Consider the following 18,857-nt stretch of genomic DNA (forward strand, 5'->3'; position numbering starts at 1 on the left):
TGCCGACCGGCTAGTTGTCTACACTGCAGGAAAGTAGAGGCGTAACTAGCCGGGCGTCAAGTAAGTTTTTGGAAAGCGTCGAGGGATACGAGGATGGGCGGCATGGGCGGCATGGATGGCACCAAGCAGCGGCGCCGCGGCGACACCCGTCAGCGGATCCAGGACGTGGCACTCGAACTCTTCGCCGAGCAGGGCTACGAGAAGACCTCGCTGCGGGAGATCGCCGAGCGCCTCGACGTCACCAAGGCGGCGCTCTACTACCACTTCAAGACCAAGGAAGAGATCATCGTCAGCCTCTTCGAGGACCTGACGAAGCCGATCGAGGACCTGATCGAGTGGGGCCGTGAGCAGCCGCACACCCTGGAGACGAAGCAGGAGATCGTACGGCGCTACAGCGCGGCCCTGGACGAGGCGGCGCCGCTGTTCCGGTTCATGCAGGAGAACCAGGCGACCGTGCGGGACCTGAGCATCGGCGAGATGTTCAAGCAGCGCATGATGGGCATGCGCGAGATCGTCATCGATCCCGAAGCCGAGATGGTCGACCAGGTCCGCTGCATCAGCGCGCTGTTCACCATGCACGCCGGGATGTTCGTCCTGCGGGAAGTCGAAGGCGACCCCGAGGACAAGCGCGCGGCAGTCCTGGAGGTCGCCATCGATCTGATCACCCAGGCGCACGGCGGCGCCCGGAAGACCCAAGAGCCTTAGAGCGACAGGCCCTTGGCGCGCAGGAACGCCACCGGGTCGACGGCGGAGCCGTAGTTCGCGGTCTTACGGATCTCCAAGTGCAGGTGCGGGCCGCTGGAGTTGCCGGTGTTGCCGGACAGGGCGATGCGCTGGCCGGTCTTGACGATCTGACCGGCCTTCACCTGGACCTTCGACAGGTGGGCGTACTGGGAGTACGTGCCGTTGCCGTGCTTGATGACGACGGCGTTGCCGTAGGCGGGACCGTCACCGGCGCCGTTGCCGCCGGCCTTGACGACCGTGCCGCCGCGTGCGGCGCGGACCTGGGTGCCACTGGGGACGGCGAAGTCCTGACCACTGTGGGTGGACTTCCACATGGCGCCGTTCTGGGCGTAGCTCGCGGACTTCGTGTACTTCTTCACCGGCTTGACCCAGGAGACAGCCTTCTTGGCCTTCGCCACCTTCGCGGTCGCGGCGGTCTGGGCGACGGCGGGCTGCGCGGCCTGGGCGACTCCGGCCCCCAGCACGACCGACGCCCCCAGGGCGGCGGCCACGGCGGCGACGCGGGTGCGGAGCGTGGACGTACGGAAGGAACGGACGGAGACGCGCTGGGACATCGAAACCTCGGGGGGTCGGGGACATGAGAACCACCCGGCACTCAGGCGGCTGCCGGGCGGGCCAGTCCTTGGTACCCCTCACCCCCATCCACCCCCAAACCCCTGATCTACGACGGAAGCTAGTACTTCACCAGAAAACTGACCCCTTCTTGACAGAGCTCTCATCTGGGACGAATACCCCCACGACCGCAAAACCGGGCGGGGAGTTCCGAACCAAACGTCGCTTTTGTCCGAGCGGACCTTTCCACTACTCGGCCTAGTAACGGACAAATCGCCTGTGCGGCATGTCACCGGCCGCCAAGATCCAAGGACGCCGGAATGTGACCGGCGCTACCCTGACCTGCGGTTCATATGACGACGGGGGAGGGCGGGTTGGACCCGGCAGTACTCGGCGCCAGGCTCGCGTCCGGCCTGGTCGGTCCGCTGGTGAAGAAGCTGTTCGTCAAGGAGGGCCCGGGCGCCGCCCTGGTGGACCGCCCGGTCGGCGTGGAGGTGTGGGGCGACCTCGGCCCTGAACTCATCACCAGGGTCCTGAGCGAGGAGAAACCGCACAGCCTCTCGCTGACCAACAGCCCGGTGACCGACCTGGGGTTCCTGGAGCGGTACCGGAACCTGACCCTGCTCCGCCTGATGGAGTGCCCCGGCCTGACCTCCGTCGAGCCGCTGACCCGAATACCCCTGGAGCGGCTGATCCTCAACGACCTCCCCGGCCTCGGGGACCTGAGTCCGCTCAGCGAACTCGACCGGCTCACTCTGCTGAGCCTGCGCGGCGCGACCCCCTGGCCCGGCCTGGACGCCCTGCCCCGCAAGGCCCCGCTGAAGTACCTCTTCCTGCCGCCCACCGCGCATGACCTGTCCGACCTCGGCGACTTCCGGACCCTGGTCCAGCTCGGGCTGAACCTGGACGCCCCGCTCACCCAGGAGGACTGGCAGGCCGTCGCGGGCCTGGAGCACCTGACCAGCCTGAGCCTGAGCCTCGGCGAACTCACCGCTCTGCACGCCCACGGCCTCCGGATGGAGCGGATCGACTCCGTCTCGCTGATGGCCGAGCACCAGACACCGGTCCTCGGTCCGCTCCTCGCGGTGTTCCCCGCGATGACCTACCTGTACGTCTTCCAGGCCGACGAGGTCGACCTGTCCCCGCTCGCCGCGCATCCCCGCCTGACCAAGGTGCTGACGACCCCCAACTGCCGCCTGCGCAACGCCTCCGCCCTCCCGGCCTCCGTCGAGGTCGTCCCTCGCCCCAAGGAGTGACAGCCGCCATGGAACCCGCAGCGATCGGCGTCCGCATGGCGTCCTCCCTGGTCACCCCGCTGATCAAGAAGCTCTTCGTCACCGAGTCCCCCGGCGCCGCGCTCGTCGACCGCCCCGTCCGGATCTCCGGCTTCGTCTCCTTCCGGGGCGAGAAGCGCACCCTGGACCGGACCGACCTGCACAGACTCTCCGCCGAGCTGGTCCGCCAGGCCCTCAAGGGCGGCGAGCGGCCCATCTACGCCGACGAGGAGCAGGCCGTCGTACTCGCCCTCGTCGACACCCTGTACGCCCTGGGTGACCTGACCATGACGGACGTACAGGCGGTGGACCTCGGGCACGAGTTCCTGGCCGCCAGCCTGCGGAGCGCCAGTGGCCACCCGGACCGCGAACTCTCCTACGACGCCGGGCAGTTCTACGGCCGGCTGCTCACCACGGCCTGTCTGCACATCGTGCACTTCTTCACCCAGCGCTCCACCTTCGTCGCCCGCACCCTCGTCGAACAGTCCCGACGGCAGCGGGAACTCATCGCCAAGGTCGACGAGTTGATCGCCCGCACCCCGCCCACCGGCGGCACCGACACCGCTTTCGAACGGCGCTATCTGCCCTACGTCACCACCAAGCACGGCCAGCTCACGATCTACGGCATCGACCTGACCAACTCCCCCGACCGCTGGCCCCTGGACGCCGCCTACCTCAGCCTGCAGGCCCTCGGCCCCGCCGAGGACGACCGCGCGACCGGCCCCGGCGGGCTGCACATCGCCTCCGCCGCCAGCGCGATGCCCGCCGAACAGGCCCTCGCGGAACACGACCGGGTGCTGCTGCGCGGGGTCGCCGGATCGGGCAAGACCACGCTCGTGCAGTGGCTCGCGGTGACCGCGGCCCGCGGGGAGCGCGGCGACCGGATCCCGTTCGTGCTGCCGCTGCGCACCCTGGTCCGCCGGGGCCTTCCGGCGCCCGACGCCTTCCTGTCCGCCGTTCACGTCCCGTTCCACGCGAACCAGCCGGACGGCTGGGCGGACCGGGTCCTGGCCGCCGGGCGGGGCCAGCTGCTGATCGACGGTATCGACGAGATCCCCGAGCGCGAACGGGAACGTACCCGCCGCTGGCTGCGCGACCTCCTCGACGTCTATCCCGGCAACCAGTGGCTGGTCACCTCCCGCCCCTCCGCCGTCCGCGAGGACTGGCTCGCCGCGGACGGCTTCACGGAGCTGGCGCTCACCCCGATGAGCCAGGACGACGTGGCCGCGTTCATCGACCGCTGGCACACCGCGGCCCGTATCGACGCGCCTGACCCGGAGCGCCTGGACGGGTACCGGCGCTCCCTCCTGGACGCCGTCCGCACCAAGCCGGACCTCGGGCGGCTCGCCACCAACCCGCTGATGTGCGGCCTGATCTGCGCCCTGCACCGGGACCGGCGCGGCTATCTCCCGCACGGCCGCAAGGAGTTGTACGACGCGGCCCTGTCGATGCTGCTGGCGCGACGGGACGAGGAGCGGGACATGTTCCCGCAAGGGGACCCAGGGGGCGCGTCCGGGGGTGTGTTCCTCACGGAGCTCCCGCAGATCCAGCTGCTTCAGCGCCTGGCGTACTGGCTGATCCGCAACAACCAGTCCGAGCTGGACCGCGACCGCGCCGAGCGGATCATCGCCGACGTCCTGCCGTCCCTGCCGGTCGCGGGCGACCAGGGCGACGCCGGGCAGATCCTGGGCTACCTGCTGGTCCGCAGCGGCCTGCTGCGCGAACCGGCCGCCGGAACCGTGGAGTTCGTCCACCGCACCTTCCAGGACTACCTGGGCGCCAAGGCCGCCGTGGAGGACGGCGACTTCGGACTGCTGGTGCGCGGAGCGGCGGACGAGCAGTGGGCGGACGTGGTCCGGATGGCGGTGGCACATGCACGGCCGCGTGAACGGGCGGAGCTCCTCCGGGACTTGAGCACGGCGGCGGAGCAGGCCGAGGGCGCGGTGAGCGCGCGCATACGACTCCTGGCGCTGGCCTCGCTGGAGCACGCGACGGAGCTGGATCCACGGGTGCGGGAGGAAGTCGAGCGGAACGCGGCCTCGCTGATCCCGCCCCGGACGACGGAGGAGGCCCGCGCCCTGGCCTCGGTCGGCCCGCTCGCCCTGGAGCTGCTGCCCGGCCCCGAGGGGCTGAACGACGAGGAGGCGCGGGCGGTCGTCGTCACCGCCTCGCTGATCGGGTCGGAGGCCGCACTGCCGGTGCTGGCCCGGTTCCGGGAACATCCGGCGCTCGATGTGCGGGCGCAGCTCTCCTGGACCTGGCACCGGTTCGGGACCCGGCGGTACGGCGAGGAGGTCATCGCGCATCTGCCGGAGGAGGAGCTGTTCTTCAGTGCGCGGTCGGTGGAGCAGTTGCGGTTTCTGCGAGAGCTGGGCGGGCGGCGTTCCGTGCAGCTCGTGGGCAGAATCGCGCCGGAGGAGATCAGTGCCGGGCTCGACCCGGGCACCACGGCCGAGCTCGTCATCCGCGACAACGACGAACTGGCGGACCTGAGCTGCCTGTCGGGGCTGCGAGAGCTGAGGTATCTGGACCTGGCCGCATGCATCTGCGTGGAAGACCTGACGGCTCTGGCCCGCCTTCCCCTGTCCTGGCTGTCGCTGGGTCTGCTGTCGCCCCGCACGGACCTGTCCGTCCTCTCCGGTATGCCGACCCTGGACCAGTTGGACCTCGGGCTCCTGCTGTTCGGCAGATCACTCGACGAGGCCCTCCCCCAGAACCTGGCCCTGCGCTGTCTGCGCTTCACCCACGTGGCGCTGGAGCTCACCGGCCTCCGCGGGCTGCATCGCTTCCCCTCCCTGAAGCAACTGAGCCTCGCCAAGCTGAAAAGCCCGCTCTCCCCCGCCGACCACGAGGAGGTCGGCCGGCTCCCCGAACTGGAGGATCTGCGCATCGACTGGGAGCACCTCGGCGGCTGGCAGGGCCCGCCCCTCCCCGGCCTCAGCCATCTCCGCCTGAACAACTTCCAGGGCACCGAGGACCTCTCGGCCGTCCCCGCCCTTTTCCCGGGCCTGCGCTCGGTCTCCATCGTCTGCGCCCCGGAGGTCACCGAAGTCCCCGAGGAGATCCTCGGCCCGCTCCCGGTGAAGCCTGCTTTCAAGCGGATCCGCGGCGTCGTGTGACGCACACCTCTAGCCACCTACCGTCCAGTAACCCTACGGTTCCCCACGCGCCACCCAGCTCCACGAACATGCACACGACACGCTGGCCGTACGCGAAGGGACCCCCACACACATGACCACCCGACGCCCCTGGGCGCTCCGCATAGGTGCAACCGCCGCCTCCGCCGCCGCCCTTGTGGCTTTCGCCGGACCCGCTCAGGCCGCGACGAGCACCGGCACGACGACCATCGCCACCGCCGCCGCCACCGCGGACGTCGACTACGACACCTGGCAGAAGGACTGCCAGCTGGTGATGAACCAGGCGCTGCCCCAGATCAAGCAGCGGATCGCGAACACCGAGCCGGGCGAGAAGCAGGCGATCGTGTTCGACATCGACAACACGACCCTGGAGACCGACTTCGGCTTCAGCTACCCCCAGCCGGCCAACAAGCCGGTCCTGGAGGTCGCCAAGTACGCCCAGGAGCACGGCGTCGCCCTGTTCTTCGTGACCGCCCGCCCGGGCATCATCTACTCGGTCACGGACTACAACCTCAAGTACCGCGGCTACAAGGTCGCCGGGCTCTATGTCCGCGGCTTCCTCGACCTGTTCAAGAACGTCGGCGACTACAAGACGGCCCAGCGCGTCGACATCGAGAACAAGGGCTACACGATCATCGCGAACATCGGCAACAGCGCCACCGACCTGTCGGGCGGCCACGCCGAGAAGACGTACAAGCTGCCGGACTACGACGGCCAGCTCTCCTGACCGAAGGCATGAAAAAGGGGTTGCCCCGGGACCAGGTCCCGGGGCAACCCCTTTGGTTCAAGCCCAGCGCAGCGGCTAGGCCTCCTTGCTCAGGTTCGGACCGGCACCGCCGGCCGCCTGCTCGATCGGCGGGACGTCGGGCAGTGCCGACTTCTCCTCACCGCGGAAGGTGAAGGTCTTGGCCTCGCCCTCGCCCTCGGTGTCCACGACCACGATGTGACCGGGGCGCAGCTCGCCGAAGAGGATCTTCTCGGAGAGGGAGTCCTCGATCTCGCGCTGGATGGTGCGACGCAGCGGGCGCGCACCCAGCACCGGGTCGTAACCCTTGGTGGACAGCAGCTCCTTGGCGGACTGGGAGAGCTCGATGCCCATGTCCCGGTCCTTCAGGCGCTCGTCCACCTTGCCGATCATCAGGTCGACGATCGCGAGGATGTCGTCCTGGGTCAGCTGCGGGAAGACGACCACGTCGTCGACGCGGTTGAGGAACTCGGGACGGAAGTGCTGCTTGAGCTCGTCCGAGACCTTGTTCTTCATGCGCTCGTAGTTGGTCTTCTTGTCGCCCGAGGCCGCGAAGCCCAGGTTGAAGCCCTTGGAGATGTCCCGGGTGCCGAGGTTGGTCGTCATGATGATGACCGTGTTCTTGAAGTCCACGACCCGGCCCTGGGAGTCGGTCAGCCGACCGTCCTCCAGGATCTGCAGCAGCGAGTTGAAGATGTCCGGGTGGGCCTTCTCGACCTCGTCGAAGAGGACCACGGAGAACGGCTTGCGGCGGACCTTCTCGGTCAGCTGGCCGCCCTCTTCGTAGCCCACGTAGCCGGGGGGCGAACCGAAGAGCCGGGAGACCGTGTGCTTCTCGCTGAACTCCGACATGTCGAGGGAGATCAGCGCGTCCTCGTCACCGAAGAGGAACTCGGCGAGCGCCTTGGACAGCTCGGTCTTACCGACACCGGAGGGGCCGGCGAAGATGAACGAACCACCGGGACGCTTGGGGTCCTTCAGACCCGCGCGCGTACGGCGGATCGCCTTCGACAGCGCCTTGACGGCGTCGACCTGGCCGATGACCCGCTTGTGGAGCTCGTCCTCCATGCGGAGCAGACGCGAGGACTCCTCCTCGGTCAGCTTGAAGACCGGGATGCCGGTGGCGGTCGCGAGGACCTCGGCGATCAGCTCGCCGTCGACCTCGGCGACGACGTCCATGTCGCCGGCCTTCCACTCCTTCTCCCGCTTGGCCTTGGCGGCCAGGAGCTGCTTCTCCTTGTCGCGCAGGGAGGCGGCCTTCTCGAAGTCCTGCGAGTCGATCGCGGACTCCTTGTCCCGGCGGACACCGGCGATCTTCTCGTCGAACTCGCGCAGGTCCGGCGGCGCGGTCATCCGGCGGATGCGCATCCGGGAACCGGCCTCGTCGATCAGGTCGATCGCCTTGTCCGGCAGGAAGCGGTCCGAGATGTACCGGTCGGCCAGGGTGGCGGCCTGGACCAGCGCCTCGTCGGTGATGGAGACGCGGTGGTGGGCCTCGTACCGGTCACGCAGACCCTTCAGGATCTCGATCGTGTGCGGCAGCGACGGCTCGGCGACCTGGATGGGCTGGAAGCGGCGCTCCAGGGCCGCGTCCTTCTCCAGGTGCTTGCGGTACTCGTCCAGCGTGGTGGCACCGATGGTCTGCAGCTCACCGCGGGCCAGCATCGGCTTGAGGATGCTGGCGGCGTCGATCGCGCCCTCGGCGGCACCCGCACCCACCAGGGTGTGGAGCTCGTCGATGAACAGGATGATGTCGCCGCGGGTGCGGATCTCCTTGAGGACCTTCTTCAGGCGCTCCTCGAAGTCACCGCGGTAGCGGGAGCCGGCGACCAGGGCGCCGAGGTCCAGGGTGTAGAGGTGCTTGTCCTTGAGGGTCTCGGGCACCTCGCCCTTGACGATGGCCTGGGCGAGGCCCTCGACGACGGCGGTCTTGCCGACGCCGGGCTCACCGATCAGGACCGGGTTGTTCTTGGTACGGCGGGACAGCACCTGCATGACCCGCTCGATCTCCTTCTCGCGCCCGATGACCGGGTCGAGCTTGGACTCACGAGCGGCCTGGGTGAGGTTCCGGCCGAACTGGTCGAGGACCAGGGAGGTCGAGGGCGTGCCCTCGGTCGGGCCGCCGGCCGTGGCGGCCTCCTTGCCCCCGGAGTAACCGGAGAGCAGCTGGATGACCTGCTGCCGCACCCGGTTGAGGTCTGCGCCCAGCTTGACGAGGACCTGGGCGGCGACGCCCTCGCCCTCGCGGATCAGGCCGAGCAGGATGTGCTCCGTGCCGATGTAGTTGTGGCCCAGCTGAAGGGCCTCGCGGAGCGACAGCTCCAGGACCTTCTTGGCACGAGGAGTGAAGGGGATGTGGCCGGACGGGGCCTGCTGGCCCTGACCGATGATCTCCTCCACCTGCTGACGGACCGCCTCAAGCGAAATGCCGAGGCTCTCCAGGGCCTTTGCGGCGACACCCTCACCCTCGTGGATCAGGCCCAGGAGGATGTGCTCGGTGCCGATGTAGTTGTGGTTGAGCATCCGGGCTTCTTCCTGAGCCAGGACGACAACCCGCCGCGCGCGGTCGGTGAACCTCTCGAACATCGTTAATCGCTCCTCAGAGCGGTCAGGCAGTGGGGGGGAACTTCCCCTCCCTGTCCTTCCGCAGCTTAGTCCCGCAAGCGGGGACCGCTCATTCCAACTGCCGACACCGTCGATGGCCTCCTGACCCCGCTAACGCCGACATCTGCTCCAACCTGATGGTGCGAGACGATGTTCCCGCAGGCCAGGCTGTTACCCGCTTCGCCAGTACGCCGATGGCGAACGTGAGACGGCCTGTCCTGCGTGTCGCCCCCTCCCACTAGGGATGTCTTACCCGCCGGCACTGACAGTCCATGCCGCGCACACCGGTTCCCTCCGCTACGGGCGAACAACCTCGAACCTCCGCGCACCCCCGCGCGCCCCCTCCATCGGCACTCTGCGCATTCAGGAGAACACCCAGCGTAACCTGCACGCCCTTCCGACGGTTGCACTTGGCATGGTTGACGCCCTTCCTCCGGTCACCACGGTCCCGCTCCCCCGTCGGCCGCTCGATCCGAGCGATCAGGTCCGCCGGTGGTACGAGGACTGGTACGAGAACGAACTGGGGTGGCCGACGGTGCCCGGGAGCCCGCTCGGACTGCGGCTGGGCCTGCGCTTCGACGTCCTGGACATGCCGGCCGAGGCGGGCCGGGCGGCGCTGCGTCACCTGGCGCCGGGCTCTCCGGTGGCGCTGCGGGGCGACCGGATGCGGCTGCTGGTGGCCGCGGGCAGCGCGGAGGAGCTGCCCGGGGTGCTGGCCTGGCTGGAATGGGGCGCGCTGGCCCTCGATCTCACGGCGACCGGCGAGGGCGGCCTCATGGACGCGCCCGAGCCTCCCGGGGCGGGGCTGCCGGGCGGGCGGCCGCTGCCCCTGGGCCGCCACGGCACGCCGCAGGGGGCCGCTGTCTGGCTGCGGCCCCCCGAGCCGGGGTGCGAGGTCGAGGCCTCGCTGCCGACGCTGTCGGCACTGGGGGGCGGTGGGGGCGCCCCCGATCTCGTACGACTCGTGGACACGCTGGCCACACAGTGCCACCGGCTGCGGCTGCGCCGCGTGTGCGCTCAGCCGTTGGCCTTCTCATAGGCCTCACGAATGGACGCGGGAACACGGCCGCGGTCATTGACCTCGTATCCGTTCTCCTTCGCCCACGCGCGGATCTGGGCGGTGTCCTGGCTGCCGCCGGAAGCGGCGCGCGCCTTTCCACGCCCACCCGAAGCACGGCCTCCGGTACGACGACCACCCTTCACGTAAGGGTCGAGAAGGCCACGGAGCTTGTCCGCATTGGCGGTCGTGAGATCGATCTCGTACGTCTTGCCGTCCAGCGCGAACGTCACGGTCTCGTCCGCCTCGCCGCCGTCGAGGTCGTCGACAAGAAGGACCTGAACCTTCTGTGCCACCGGATTTCCTTTCATCGATAACTTGAGGGCTGGGGTCTGCGGCGTCCGCCGTTTCGCCGTCCCCCCGTTATATGCAGTACTGCAGTACGTCGGAAAGCAAACCGCTTTTGCTGGAAAAACACAAACCCCTGGGAGAGACCCACAGGCCGGTCCCCGCCCGGAAACATGCGCGTTTCGGACATAGGGCATACCCGGCGATCACAGATGCAGAAGCATCCGGCTGTTGCCCAAGGTGTTCGGTTTCACTCGTTCGAGACCGAGGAACTCCGCGACGCCCTCGTCATAGGAACGCATCAGCTCGGCGTAGACATCGGTGTCGACGGGTGTCTCACCGATCTCGACGAAGCCGTGCTTGCCGAAGAAGTCCACTTCGAAGGTCAGGCAGAATACCCGGCGAACACCGAGCCAACGCGCGGTCTGCAGCAACTTCTCCAGCAACTGGTGACCGACGCCCGCACCCTTCAGCCCCGGCTTCACGGCGAGAGTGCGGACTTCCGCGAGGTCTTCCCACATCACGTGCAGGGCGCCGCAGCCGACGACCTCCGCGTTGTCGTCACGTTCCGCCACCCAGAACTCCTGGATGTCCTCGTAAAGCGTCACCGTGGCTTTGTCGAGCAGGATGCCGCCGCGGACGTACGCGTCAAGGAGGCCGCGCACCGCCGGGACATCGCTGGTGCGGGCCCGTCGGACGGTGAGGGCTTTTGCGGTGACTTCGGGGCTCTCTGCCGGGGAGCTCTGTGCGGACATGACCGGACGCTATCGCCCGTCGGCCTCCGGCGCCGAGCCGGGGTTCTCCGGAGACGTATCGGGACGGGTATCCGTGTGCTCGGTTTCTTCCGGTCCTTGGACCATGCGTACGGCGTCACGGAGGGCTGTTCGCTGTTCGTCGCTCATCATCCCGAAGAAGGCGACCAGGGCGGCGGCGGGGTTGTCGCTCTGCGACCAGGCGTCGTTCATGAGGGCGGCGGCGTAGGCGGCACGCGTGGAGACCGCCTCATATCGATAGGCCCGGCCTTCCGCCTCACGGCGCACCCAGCCCTTCTGATGGAGATTGTCCAAAACGGTCATCACCGTGGTGTACGCGATGGACCGTTCCTGCTGAAGATCTTCAAGGACTTCTCGAACGGTCACCGGGCGGTTCCACTTCCACACCCGCGTCATGACCGCGTCTTCGAGTTCTCCCAATGGGCGAGGCACAGCTCAGCACAATAGTGGGAGATGCCGGGATTGGCCTGCCGGACGTGCACTTTCAACAGCAAAGGCGCACAAAAAGGGCGTACGACTCGAAAACCAAGCGAGTCGTACGCCGGGAACTGCCCGAGAGGATCAGCCGTCTTCCCGCGCGGAGGCCTGCCGGGCCCCTTCGACCCGCGCAAGCGCCGCATCCACGACGGCATCCTCCTTGGCCTTGTTGGCCCCACCCTGGGTCTTCACGATCACCCGGATCACCCCGCCGAAGAACACGGCCATGACGACGGGAGGCAGAAGCGCGGAGACGTAGTCCATGGGGCCATGGTAGCGACAGGGTCCGGGGCGGGCCGGGGTCGGGGTGCGCCGGACCGACGTCGGCAGGGTGGCCTGCGGCTCAACCCGCGGCCAGTTGCTGGGGTGGCTGCGCGGGGGGTGAGGCCGGTTTGCGGCGGGGGAAGACCTCGCCCGGGGTGGGGACGGGGCGGCGGGACGGCTGCGGAGCCGCGGGCTCGGGGGTGGCCGGCTTCTCGGCGGGGCGGGTCGAGGGCTTCTTCGCGGGCTTCTGGGCGGGATCCTGCTCCGCCTCGGCGAGGGGTGCGTCGGCGAGGCCCCCAGGAAGCGCCAGAAGGCGGGTACGGGAGGCGGGGACGCTCGGGGTGACTGTGGCGGCCTGCCCACCCGCACCGCGCGCGAGACGGGCCCGTACGTCCTGTTCGGCGAGCACCTGGCAACGGCTCAGCAGGGCGGCGGCGACGGGGTTGCCGCGCAGGGCGCGCAGGGCGGCGAGATCGTCCGGCTCCGGCCTGTATCCAGCACTCAGGGCCTCCTCCAGGAGAGCGAGATAGCCGGCGGCGGTGCCGGGCAGGGCGGCGCGGTACCGGGCGAGGTCGGCCACCAGGAAGGCACGCAGCCGTGCGCCCTCGCGCATCGCTTCGTCCAGCGACTCGGCGAGACGGAGGCATTCCTGGACGTCCTCGGCCGGGGCGGGGTCGGGGTTCAGGGCAAGAGCGAGCGCGCGGCGGAGCACACGCAGCTCCTCCACGCCGAACGCCATGCCGCCGCGGGATCCGTATGGCGTGGGCATGCGCCGACGATACGCGCTAATCAGACAAACTCGACATAGGGAGAGGGCGTGGCGCGAAGGAGCCACCCGGTTGACCCGAGCCCGAGGGAAGGGCCGCGGCCCAGGACCGGCCCAGCCCAAGGCGAGCGCCACAGCCCAGGACCGGCCCAGCCCAAGGCGAGCGCCACAGCCCAGGACCGACCCAGCCCAAGGCGAGCGCCACAGCCCAGGACCGGCCCCCACCCGCCGCCGGGCCACGCCGTTCTGATCGCCGGGCGGGGACCTTCAATGACGGGCGGGGTCTCTCACCGCGGAAGGTCTCTCGCCGGGGGCGCCTCTGGCCGCTGGCGGGCCCTCGCCGCCGGAGAGCCTCCCCCGGCCGGAGGGCCTCCCGCCTCGGAGGGCCTCCCGCCGCCGGGGCGCTCTCGCCGTCGGGGCGCTCTCGCCGTCGGCGGGGCCTCTCGAACGCCGGTCCGCGTTTTCAGCCCGTCCGGCGTTTGAGGACGAGGCCCGTTCAGGGCCGAAAGCGGGGGTCTGGGGGCGGCAGCCCCCAGTGGGGGTCCCCCTCTGGGGGAGGGACGGGTAGGGGCGGCGGGGGCGAGAACCATCGGCGTGCGCCCCCGCACACCCGTCACATCCGCGACACGTTCCGCTCGTACACCAACCGCAGCCCGATCAACGTCAACCACGGCTCATGCTCATCGATCACCGACGACTCACCCAGCACCATCGGCGCCAGCCCACCCGTCGCGATCACCGTCACATCATCCGGATCGTCGGCCAGCTCCCGCGCCATCCGGCCCACCACACCGTCCACCTGCCCGGCAAACCCGTACACGATCCCGGACTGCATCGCCTCGACCGTGTTCTTCCCGATCACACTCCGCGGCCGAGCCACCTCGATCTTCCGAAGCTGCGCGCCCTTCACCCCGAGCGCCTCCACCGAAATCTCGATCCCGGGCGCGATGACCCCGCCGACATACTCCCCGCGCGCACTCACCGCGTCGAACGTCGTCGCCGTACCGAAATCCACCACGATCGCCGGACCGCCGTACAGCTCCACCGCCGCCACCGCGTTGATGATCCGGTCCGCGCCGACCTCCTTGGGGTTGTCCGTGAGGATCGGCACCCCCGTCTTCACCCCGGGCTCGACCAGCACCGCCGGCACATCGCCGTAGTACCGCCGCGTCACCTCCCGCAGCTCATGCAGCACGGACGGCACGGTCGCGCAGATCGCGATCCCGTCGATCCCGTCGCCCAGCTCCTCCCCGAGGAGCGGATGCATCCCCATCAGCCCCTGCAACAGCACCGCCAGCTCGTCCGCCGTCCGGCGCGCGTCCGTGGAGATGCGCCAGTGCTCGACGATGTCCTCGCCGTCGAACAGGCCCAGGACGGTGTGGGTGTTTCCTACGTCGATCGTCAGCAGCATGGCCGGTTCCCGCTCCCTACTCCGCCGCTCGCAGGTCCAGCCCGATGTCCAGAATCGGCGAGGAGTGCGTCAGCGCCCCTACGGCCAGATAGTCGACGCCCGTGTCCGCGTACACCTTGGCGTGCCCCAGGGTCAGCCGCCCGGAGGCCTCCAGCGCCGCACGGCCGTGCACCAGGGCCACCGCCTCCTCGCACTCCCCCGGCGTGAAGTTGTCCAGCAGGATCAGATCGGCGCCCGCGTCCACCACCTCGCGCAGCTGGTGCAGGGTGTCCACCTCGACCTCGATCGGCAGCTCGGGGAAGGCCTCCCGTACGGCCTTGAAGGCCTCGGCCACACCGCCCGCGGCGACCACGTGGTTGTCCTTGACCAGGGCCGCGTCCGACAGCGACATCCGGTGGTTCACACCCCCGCCGCAGCGGACCGCGAACTTCTCCAGGGCCCGCAGCCCGGGCGTCGTCTTGCGGGTGTCACGCACGCGTGCCTTGGTGCCCTCCAGAACGTCCGCCCACGCGCGCGTGGCGGTCGCGATGCCCGACAGCCGGCACAGCAGGTTCAGCGCGCTGCGCTCGGCGGTCAGCAGGTCACGCGTGCGCGTGGTGACCGACAGCAGCTTCTGCCCGGCCGCCACCCGGTCGCCGTCCTCGACATGCCGCTCGACCTCGAACTCGTCGGTGCAGACCACGGAGATCACGGCTTCGGCAACCCGCAGGCCGGCCACGACGCCCGCCTCACGCGCGGTGAAGTCGGCGGTGGCGACCGCGTCCTCGGGAATGGTCGCGACCGTCGTCACGTCCACGCCGTTGTCGAGGTCCTCCTGGATGGCGACGTTCGCGATGTCCTCGACCTCCAGCGGGTCGAGGCCCGCGTCGGTCAGAAGCTGCGCGAGGGCGGGGTCGAGCCCGCACTCCAGATACATCTCGTCGGTGTCCGCCCCGCAGGCGCAGCCGTCGCCGCAGCCGTCGTCCTGGGCGAGGGGGAGGTCGGGGGTGCTCACGTCTGTCACTGCTCCTGGGGCTGCCGGGTCGGGGGGAAGTCTGCGGTATCGGTGGGGTGCACGGCGAGTGTGCGGTCCGGATTCAGCCGTACGACGATGTGGCGGCGCCATCCGGTGTCGTCGCGCTCGGGCTGGTCCTCGCGCCAGTGGCAGCCGCGCGTCTCCTCGCGCAGCCGGGCGGCGGCGACCAGGACGCGGGCCACGCACAGAAGGTTGGTGGCCTCCCAGGTGTCGACGCCGGGCTCGGCCGTCTTGCCGTTCTCGACGAGGGCCTCGCGCGCGTCCGCATGCAGTTTCTGGAGCTGCTCGGCCGCCCGCGCGAGGGAGTCGGCCGAGCGCAGGACGCCCGCGCCCTCCGTCATGATCCGCTGGATGGCGAAACGGTCTTCGGGCGCGAGGAGCGGATGCTCGGGCACCTCCGGATACGGCACCGGATGCGGCGCACGCGCGTGGAGGCCGTTCCCGGCGTGGCTCGCCGCGATGTCGGCGGCGATGCGCTCGGCGTAGACCAGGCCCTCCAGAAGGGAGTTGGACGCGAGCCGGTTCGCGCCGTGCACGCCGGTGCACGCGACCTCCCCGCACGCGTACAGGCCGGGGACGGTCGTACGGCCCTGGGAGTCGGTGCGCACGCCCCCGGAGGCGTAGTGGGCGGCCGGGGCGATCGGGATGGGCTCGTGGACGGGGTCGATGCCGTGGGCGCGGCAGACGGCGAGGATCGTCGGGAAGCGGTGCTCCCACATGTCGGCGCCGAAGTGCCGGGCGTCGAGGAACATGTGCTCGGCGTCCTGCTCCTGCATCCGGCGCATGATGCCCTTGGCGACGACGTCCCGGGGCGCGAGCTCGGCCAGTTCGTGCTGGCCGACCATGAAGCGCACGCCGCCGCCGTCGACCAGGTGGGCGCCCTCGCCGCGCACGGCCTCGGAGACGAGCGGCTGCTGGCCTTCCGCGTCCGCGCCGAGGAACAGCACGGTGGGGTGGAACTGCACGAACTCCAGGTCGGAGACCTCGGCGCCCGCGCGCAGGGCGAGCGCCACGCCGTCGCCGGTGGACACCGACGGGTTGGTGGTCGCGGAGAAGACCTGGCCCATGCCGCCGGTCGCGAGGACGACCGCGGGGGCGTGCACGGCGCCCACGCCGTCGTGCTGGCCCTCGCCCATCACATGCAGGGTCACGCCCGCGGTGCGGCCGTCGGCGTCCGTGAGCAGGTCCAGGACGAGCGCGTTCTCGATGGTGCGCACGCCCCGCGCGCGAGCCGCTTCGACGAGCGCGCGGGAGATCTCCGCGCCGGTCGCGTCCCCGCCGGCATGCGCGATCCGGCGCCGGTGGTGGCCGCCCTCGCGGGTGAGCTCCAGGCCGCCCTCCTCCGACTCGTCGAAGTGGGCGCCCGTCTCGATGAGCCGCCGCACGGCGTCCGGGCCCTCGGTGACGAGGATCCGTACCGCGTCCTCGTCGCACAGACCGGCGCCCGCGACCAGGGTGTCGGCCAGGTGCTGCTCGGGGGTGTCGCCCTCGCCGAGGGCCGCGGCGATGCCGCCCTGCGCCCAGCGGGTGGAGCCGTCGTCGAGGCGGGCCTTGGTGACGACGACCGTCGTCAGACCCGCGGCCTCGCAGCGCAGGGCCGCGGTCAGACCGGCGACGCCGGAGCCGACGACGACCACGTCCGCGTCGATGGACCACCCGGGCGCGGGCGCGTGCAGTCGTATGCCTGTGCTGGTCACGAGGCGGCTCCGAGGGTTCCGAATGTGAGGGGGATGTTGTCGATCAGCCGGGTCGCCCCGACCCGGGCGGCGACCGCGAGAACGGCCTCGCCGGTGAAGTCGTCGTCGATCTCCGTGAAGTCGGAGGGGTCGACGAGGGCGAGGTAGTCCAGGGCGAGCGGCGGGGTGAGGCGGGCGGCCTCGTCCAGGACCAGGCGGGCGGCGGCGCGCACGGCGGCCGGGCCGCCGGGGGCCGCCTTGGCGACGGCATGCGCGTCGGCGGCGGCGCGGGACTCGCCGAGGGCGCTCAGCGCCTCGGCACGCGCGTGCGTGGCGGGCACTTCGCGGGCCCGCGCGCGGAGGGCTTCCTGCGCCGCGTGACGGTCCTGGCCCGCGAACAGCGCGCGGGACAGCGCGAGCGCCGTGCGCCGCTCGGCGGGCGAGAGATAGCGGTTGCGGCTGGACAGGGCCAGTCCGTCGTCCTCGCGCACGGTCGGCACGCCGACGATCTCGATGCCGAAGTTCAGATCGCGGACCATACGGCGGATCAGGGCGAGCTGCTGGGCGTCCTTCTGGCCGTAGAGCGCCACGTCGGGGCGGGTGAGGTGGAGCAGCTTGGCGACCACGGTGAGCATGCCGTCGAAGTGGCCGGGGCGCGCGGCGCCCTCCAGACGCTCCCCCATGGGGCCCGCGCTGATCCGCACCTGGGGTTCGCCGCCCGGGTAGACCTCGTCCACCGAGGGCGCGAAGACGACGTCCGCACCGGCCTCTTCGGCGATCTTGAGGTCGGCTTCGAGGGTGCGCGGATAGCGGTCGAGGTCCTCGCCCGCGCCGAACTGCAGCGGGTTGACGAAGACCGTCACCACGACCTCGCCGTCCGGTCCCGCGATCTCGCGCGCGGAGCGGATCAGGGTGGCGTGGCCCTCGTGCAGGGCGCCCATGGTCATGACGACGGCTCGGTGACCGGTACGCGCGCGGGCGGACAGTTCGGCGGCGGTGCGCAGCAGGGTGGTGGTCATCCCGCTTCTCCCTTGGTGCTGTCGGCGAGCACTCCGAGCAGGTCTTCGGCGAGTTCCGGCTTGAGCAGCCCGTGGGCCAGCGCGCGGTCGGCGGTCGCGCGCGCCATCGCCAGGTAGCCGGCGACGGTCTGCGGGGCGTGCTTGCGCAGCTCGGTGATGTGCGCGGCGACGGTGCCGGCGTCCCCGCGCGCGACGGGTCCGGTCAGGGCGGTGTCGCCGGAGCGCAGGGCGTTGTCGAGGGCGGCGCCGAGCAGCGGGCCGAGCATCCGGTCGGGGGCCTCGACACCGGCCGCGCGCAGCAGCTCCATGGACTGCGCGACCAGCGTCACCAGGTGGTTGGCGCCGAGCGCCAGGGCCGCGTGGTAGAGCGGCCGCATGTCCTCGGCGATCCACTCCGGCTCGCCGCCCATCTCGATGACGAGGGCCTCGGCGGCCAGGCGCAGTTCCTCGGGGGCGGTGACGCCGAAGGAGCAGCCGGCCAGGCGCTGGACGTCCACGGGGGTGCCGGTGAAGGTCATCGCCGGGTGCAGGGCCAGCGGCAGCGCGCCCGCGCGCAGGGCGGGGTCGAGGACCTTCGCGCCGTAGCGCCCGGAGGTGTGCACCAGCAGCTGGCCGGGCCGTACGGCCCCGGTCTCGGCGAGTCCGGCGACGAGGGCGGGCAGGGCGTCGTCGGGGACGGTCAGCAGGACCAGGTCCGCGCGCTTGAGGACCTCGGCGGGCGCCACGAGGGGCACGTCGGGGAGCAGTTGCGCGGCGCGGCGCCGGGAGGCGTCGGAGACCCCGGAGACCGCCACCGGGCGGTGCCCGGCGAGTTGGAGGGACGCGGCGAGGGCGGGTCCCACACGGCCGGCGCCGACGACGCCGACGGTGAGCCGCGCTGGGCGGTCCTTCGGATCTGGCTGTTGGCTTGTACTCACTCGACGGCGGCCTTCCCGTTCCAGTCCGCTCCGGGTACCGGACGATTTCTCGTCATGTTAACGCGATCGGTTCGAGGGGCGTTCGGTTGTCCACAGGCTGTGGGTTTTTGTGAGCCACGGGCGAACAGAGAAACGCGT

17 protein-coding genes are annotated in these 18,857 nt (G+C 70.4%); 5 read left to right on the forward strand and 12 right to left on the reverse strand.

Features of this window, described 5'->3' with window-relative positions:
* The first annotated feature begins 111 nt into the window (after positions 1 to 111).
* Complete coding sequence (locus tag RMT89_RS15215) at positions 112 to 705, forward strand: TetR/AcrR family transcriptional regulator (protein WP_315884360.1); 594 nt, start codon at positions 112 to 114, stop codon at positions 703 to 705.
* Here the strand turns inward: RMT89_RS15215 and RMT89_RS15220 are convergent.
* The gene (locus RMT89_RS15220; protein ID WP_315884291.1) at positions 702 to 1,298 is read right to left on the reverse strand and encodes a M23 family metallopeptidase; all 597 of its coding nucleotides are present in this window, start codon (positions 1,296 to 1,298) and stop codon (positions 702 to 704) included. The two genes, RMT89_RS15215 and RMT89_RS15220, sit on opposite strands and share 4 nt — an antisense overlap.
* Before the next feature lie 372 nt (positions 1,299 to 1,670).
* On the opposite strand from RMT89_RS15220, the gene RMT89_RS15225 reads away from it, so the two are divergent.
* From RMT89_RS15225 to RMT89_RS15235, 3 genes are all read left to right on the forward strand, one after another.
* The gene (locus tag RMT89_RS15225; RefSeq protein ID WP_315884292.1) at positions 1,671 to 2,552 is read left to right on the forward strand and encodes a hypothetical protein; all 882 of its coding nucleotides are present in this window, start codon (positions 1,671 to 1,673) and stop codon (positions 2,550 to 2,552) included.
* Positions 2,553 to 2,560: 8 nt separating this feature from the next.
* Positions 2,561 to 5,689, forward strand: a complete 3,129-nt coding sequence (locus tag RMT89_RS15230) for an NACHT domain-containing protein (RefSeq protein WP_315884293.1) — start codon at positions 2,561 to 2,563, stop codon at positions 5,687 to 5,689.
* A 112-nt stretch (positions 5,690 to 5,801) separates the two neighbouring features.
* Positions 5,802 to 6,434, forward strand: a complete 633-nt coding sequence (locus tag RMT89_RS15235) for an HAD family acid phosphatase (RefSeq protein ID WP_315884294.1) — start codon at positions 5,802 to 5,804, stop codon at positions 6,432 to 6,434.
* A 75-nt stretch (positions 6,435 to 6,509) separates the two neighbouring features.
* On the opposite strand, the gene RMT89_RS15240 is transcribed toward RMT89_RS15235, so the two are convergent.
* Positions 6,510 to 9,038 (reverse strand): ATP-dependent Clp protease ATP-binding subunit, encoded by a 2,529-nt coding sequence (locus RMT89_RS15240; RefSeq protein ID WP_315884295.1) that lies wholly within the window; start codon positions 9,036 to 9,038, stop codon positions 6,510 to 6,512.
* Positions 9,039 to 9,471: 433 nt separating this feature from the next.
* Here RMT89_RS15240 and RMT89_RS15245 point away from each other — a divergent pair, with 433 nt between their 5' ends.
* Complete coding sequence (locus RMT89_RS15245; protein ID WP_315884296.1) at positions 9,472 to 10,095, forward strand: SCO3374 family protein; 624 nt, start codon at positions 9,472 to 9,474, stop codon at positions 10,093 to 10,095.
* On the opposite strand, the gene RMT89_RS15250 is transcribed toward RMT89_RS15245, so the two are convergent.
* From RMT89_RS15250 to RMT89_RS15295, 10 genes are all read right to left on the reverse strand, one after another.
* A complete protein-coding gene (locus RMT89_RS15250; RefSeq protein ID WP_149512141.1) occupies positions 10,074 to 10,409 on the reverse strand; it encodes an Lsr2 family protein in 336 nt (111 codons plus the stop codon). The two genes, RMT89_RS15245 and RMT89_RS15250, sit on opposite strands and share 22 nt — an antisense overlap.
* Before the next feature lie 198 nt (positions 10,410 to 10,607).
* Positions 10,608 to 11,156, reverse strand: a complete 549-nt coding sequence (locus tag RMT89_RS15255) for an amino-acid N-acetyltransferase (protein ID WP_315884297.1) — start codon at positions 11,154 to 11,156, stop codon at positions 10,608 to 10,610.
* A gap of 9 nt (positions 11,157 to 11,165) precedes the next feature.
* Positions 11,166 to 11,594, reverse strand: a complete 429-nt coding sequence (locus tag RMT89_RS15260; protein WP_399498181.1) for a BlaI/MecI/CopY family transcriptional regulator — start codon at positions 11,592 to 11,594, stop codon at positions 11,166 to 11,168.
* 141 nt (positions 11,595 to 11,735) lie between these two features.
* Positions 11,736 to 11,915 (reverse strand): hypothetical protein, encoded by a 180-nt coding sequence (locus RMT89_RS15265; RefSeq protein WP_315884299.1) that lies wholly within the window; start codon positions 11,913 to 11,915, stop codon positions 11,736 to 11,738.
* Between the two features lie 79 nt (positions 11,916 to 11,994).
* Positions 11,995 to 12,654, reverse strand: a complete 660-nt coding sequence (locus RMT89_RS15270; protein WP_315884361.1) for a hypothetical protein — start codon at positions 12,652 to 12,654, stop codon at positions 11,995 to 11,997.
* Between the two features lie 640 nt (positions 12,655 to 13,294).
* Complete coding sequence (locus RMT89_RS15275; RefSeq protein WP_315884300.1) at positions 13,295 to 14,092, reverse strand: type III pantothenate kinase; 798 nt, start codon at positions 14,090 to 14,092, stop codon at positions 13,295 to 13,297.
* Positions 14,093 to 14,108: 16 nt separating this feature from the next.
* A complete protein-coding gene (gene nadC / locus RMT89_RS15280) occupies positions 14,109 to 15,086 on the reverse strand; it encodes a carboxylating nicotinate-nucleotide diphosphorylase (RefSeq protein WP_315884301.1) in 978 nt (325 codons plus the stop codon).
* A gap of 5 nt (positions 15,087 to 15,091) precedes the next feature.
* Positions 15,092 to 16,804 carry an L-aspartate oxidase gene (locus RMT89_RS15285; RefSeq protein ID WP_315884302.1) on the reverse strand — a complete coding sequence of 571 codons (1,713 nt, stop codon included), beginning with the start codon at positions 16,802 to 16,804 and terminating at the stop codon, positions 15,092 to 15,094.
* The gene (panC, locus tag RMT89_RS15290) at positions 16,801 to 17,802 is read right to left on the reverse strand and encodes a pantoate--beta-alanine ligase (protein ID WP_315884303.1); all 1,002 of its coding nucleotides are present in this window, start codon (positions 17,800 to 17,802) and stop codon (positions 16,801 to 16,803) included. Before panC ends, RMT89_RS15285 begins: the two co-directional genes overlap by 4 nt.
* Entirely contained in the window at positions 17,799 to 18,719 is a 921-nt protein-coding gene (locus RMT89_RS15295; RefSeq protein WP_315884304.1) for a DUF2520 domain-containing protein, read from the reverse strand. The genes panC and RMT89_RS15295 overlap by 4 nt, the downstream gene beginning before the upstream one ends.
* Positions 18,720 to 18,857 lie beyond the last annotated feature (138 nt).

The sequence above is a fragment of the Streptomyces sp. P17 genome (genome assembly GCF_032436805.1).
Classification (GTDB): domain Bacteria; phylum Actinomycetota; class Actinomycetes; order Streptomycetales; family Streptomycetaceae; genus Streptomyces.

Excerpts from the sequence above, each read along its gene's own strand:
- RMT89_RS15215 (WP_315884360.1), top strand. The coding sequence starts at position 112 with ATGGATGGCACCAAGCAGCGGCGCCGCGGCGACACCCGTCAGCGGATC.
- RMT89_RS15220 (WP_315884291.1), bottom strand. The coding sequence starts at position 1,298 with ATGTCCCAGCGCGTCTCCGTCCGTTCCTTCCGTACGTCCACGCTCCGC.
- RMT89_RS15230 (WP_315884293.1), top strand. The coding sequence starts at position 2,561 with ATGGAACCCGCAGCGATCGGCGTCCGCATGGCGTCCTCCCTGGTCACC.
- RMT89_RS15235 (WP_315884294.1), top strand. The coding sequence starts at position 5,802 with ATGACCACCCGACGCCCCTGGGCGCTCCGCATAGGTGCAACCGCCGCC.
- RMT89_RS15240 (WP_315884295.1), bottom strand. The coding sequence starts at position 9,038 with ATGTTCGAGAGGTTCACCGACCGCGCGCGGCGGGTTGTCGTCCTGGCT.
- RMT89_RS15245 (WP_315884296.1), top strand. The coding sequence starts at position 9,472 with ATGGTTGACGCCCTTCCTCCGGTCACCACGGTCCCGCTCCCCCGTCGG.
- RMT89_RS15255 (WP_315884297.1), bottom strand. The coding sequence starts at position 11,156 with ATGTCCGCACAGAGCTCCCCGGCAGAGAGCCCCGAAGTCACCGCAAAA.
- RMT89_RS15265 (WP_315884299.1), bottom strand. The coding sequence starts at position 11,915 with ATGGACTACGTCTCCGCGCTTCTGCCTCCCGTCGTCATGGCCGTGTTC.
- RMT89_RS15270 (WP_315884361.1), bottom strand. The coding sequence starts at position 12,654 with ATGGCGTTCGGCGTGGAGGAGCTGCGTGTGCTCCGCCGCGCGCTCGCT.
- RMT89_RS15275 (WP_315884300.1), bottom strand. The coding sequence starts at position 14,092 with ATGCTGCTGACGATCGACGTAGGAAACACCCACACCGTCCTGGGCCTG.
- panC (WP_315884303.1), bottom strand. The coding sequence starts at position 17,802 with ATGACCACCACCCTGCTGCGCACCGCCGCCGAACTGTCCGCCCGCGCG.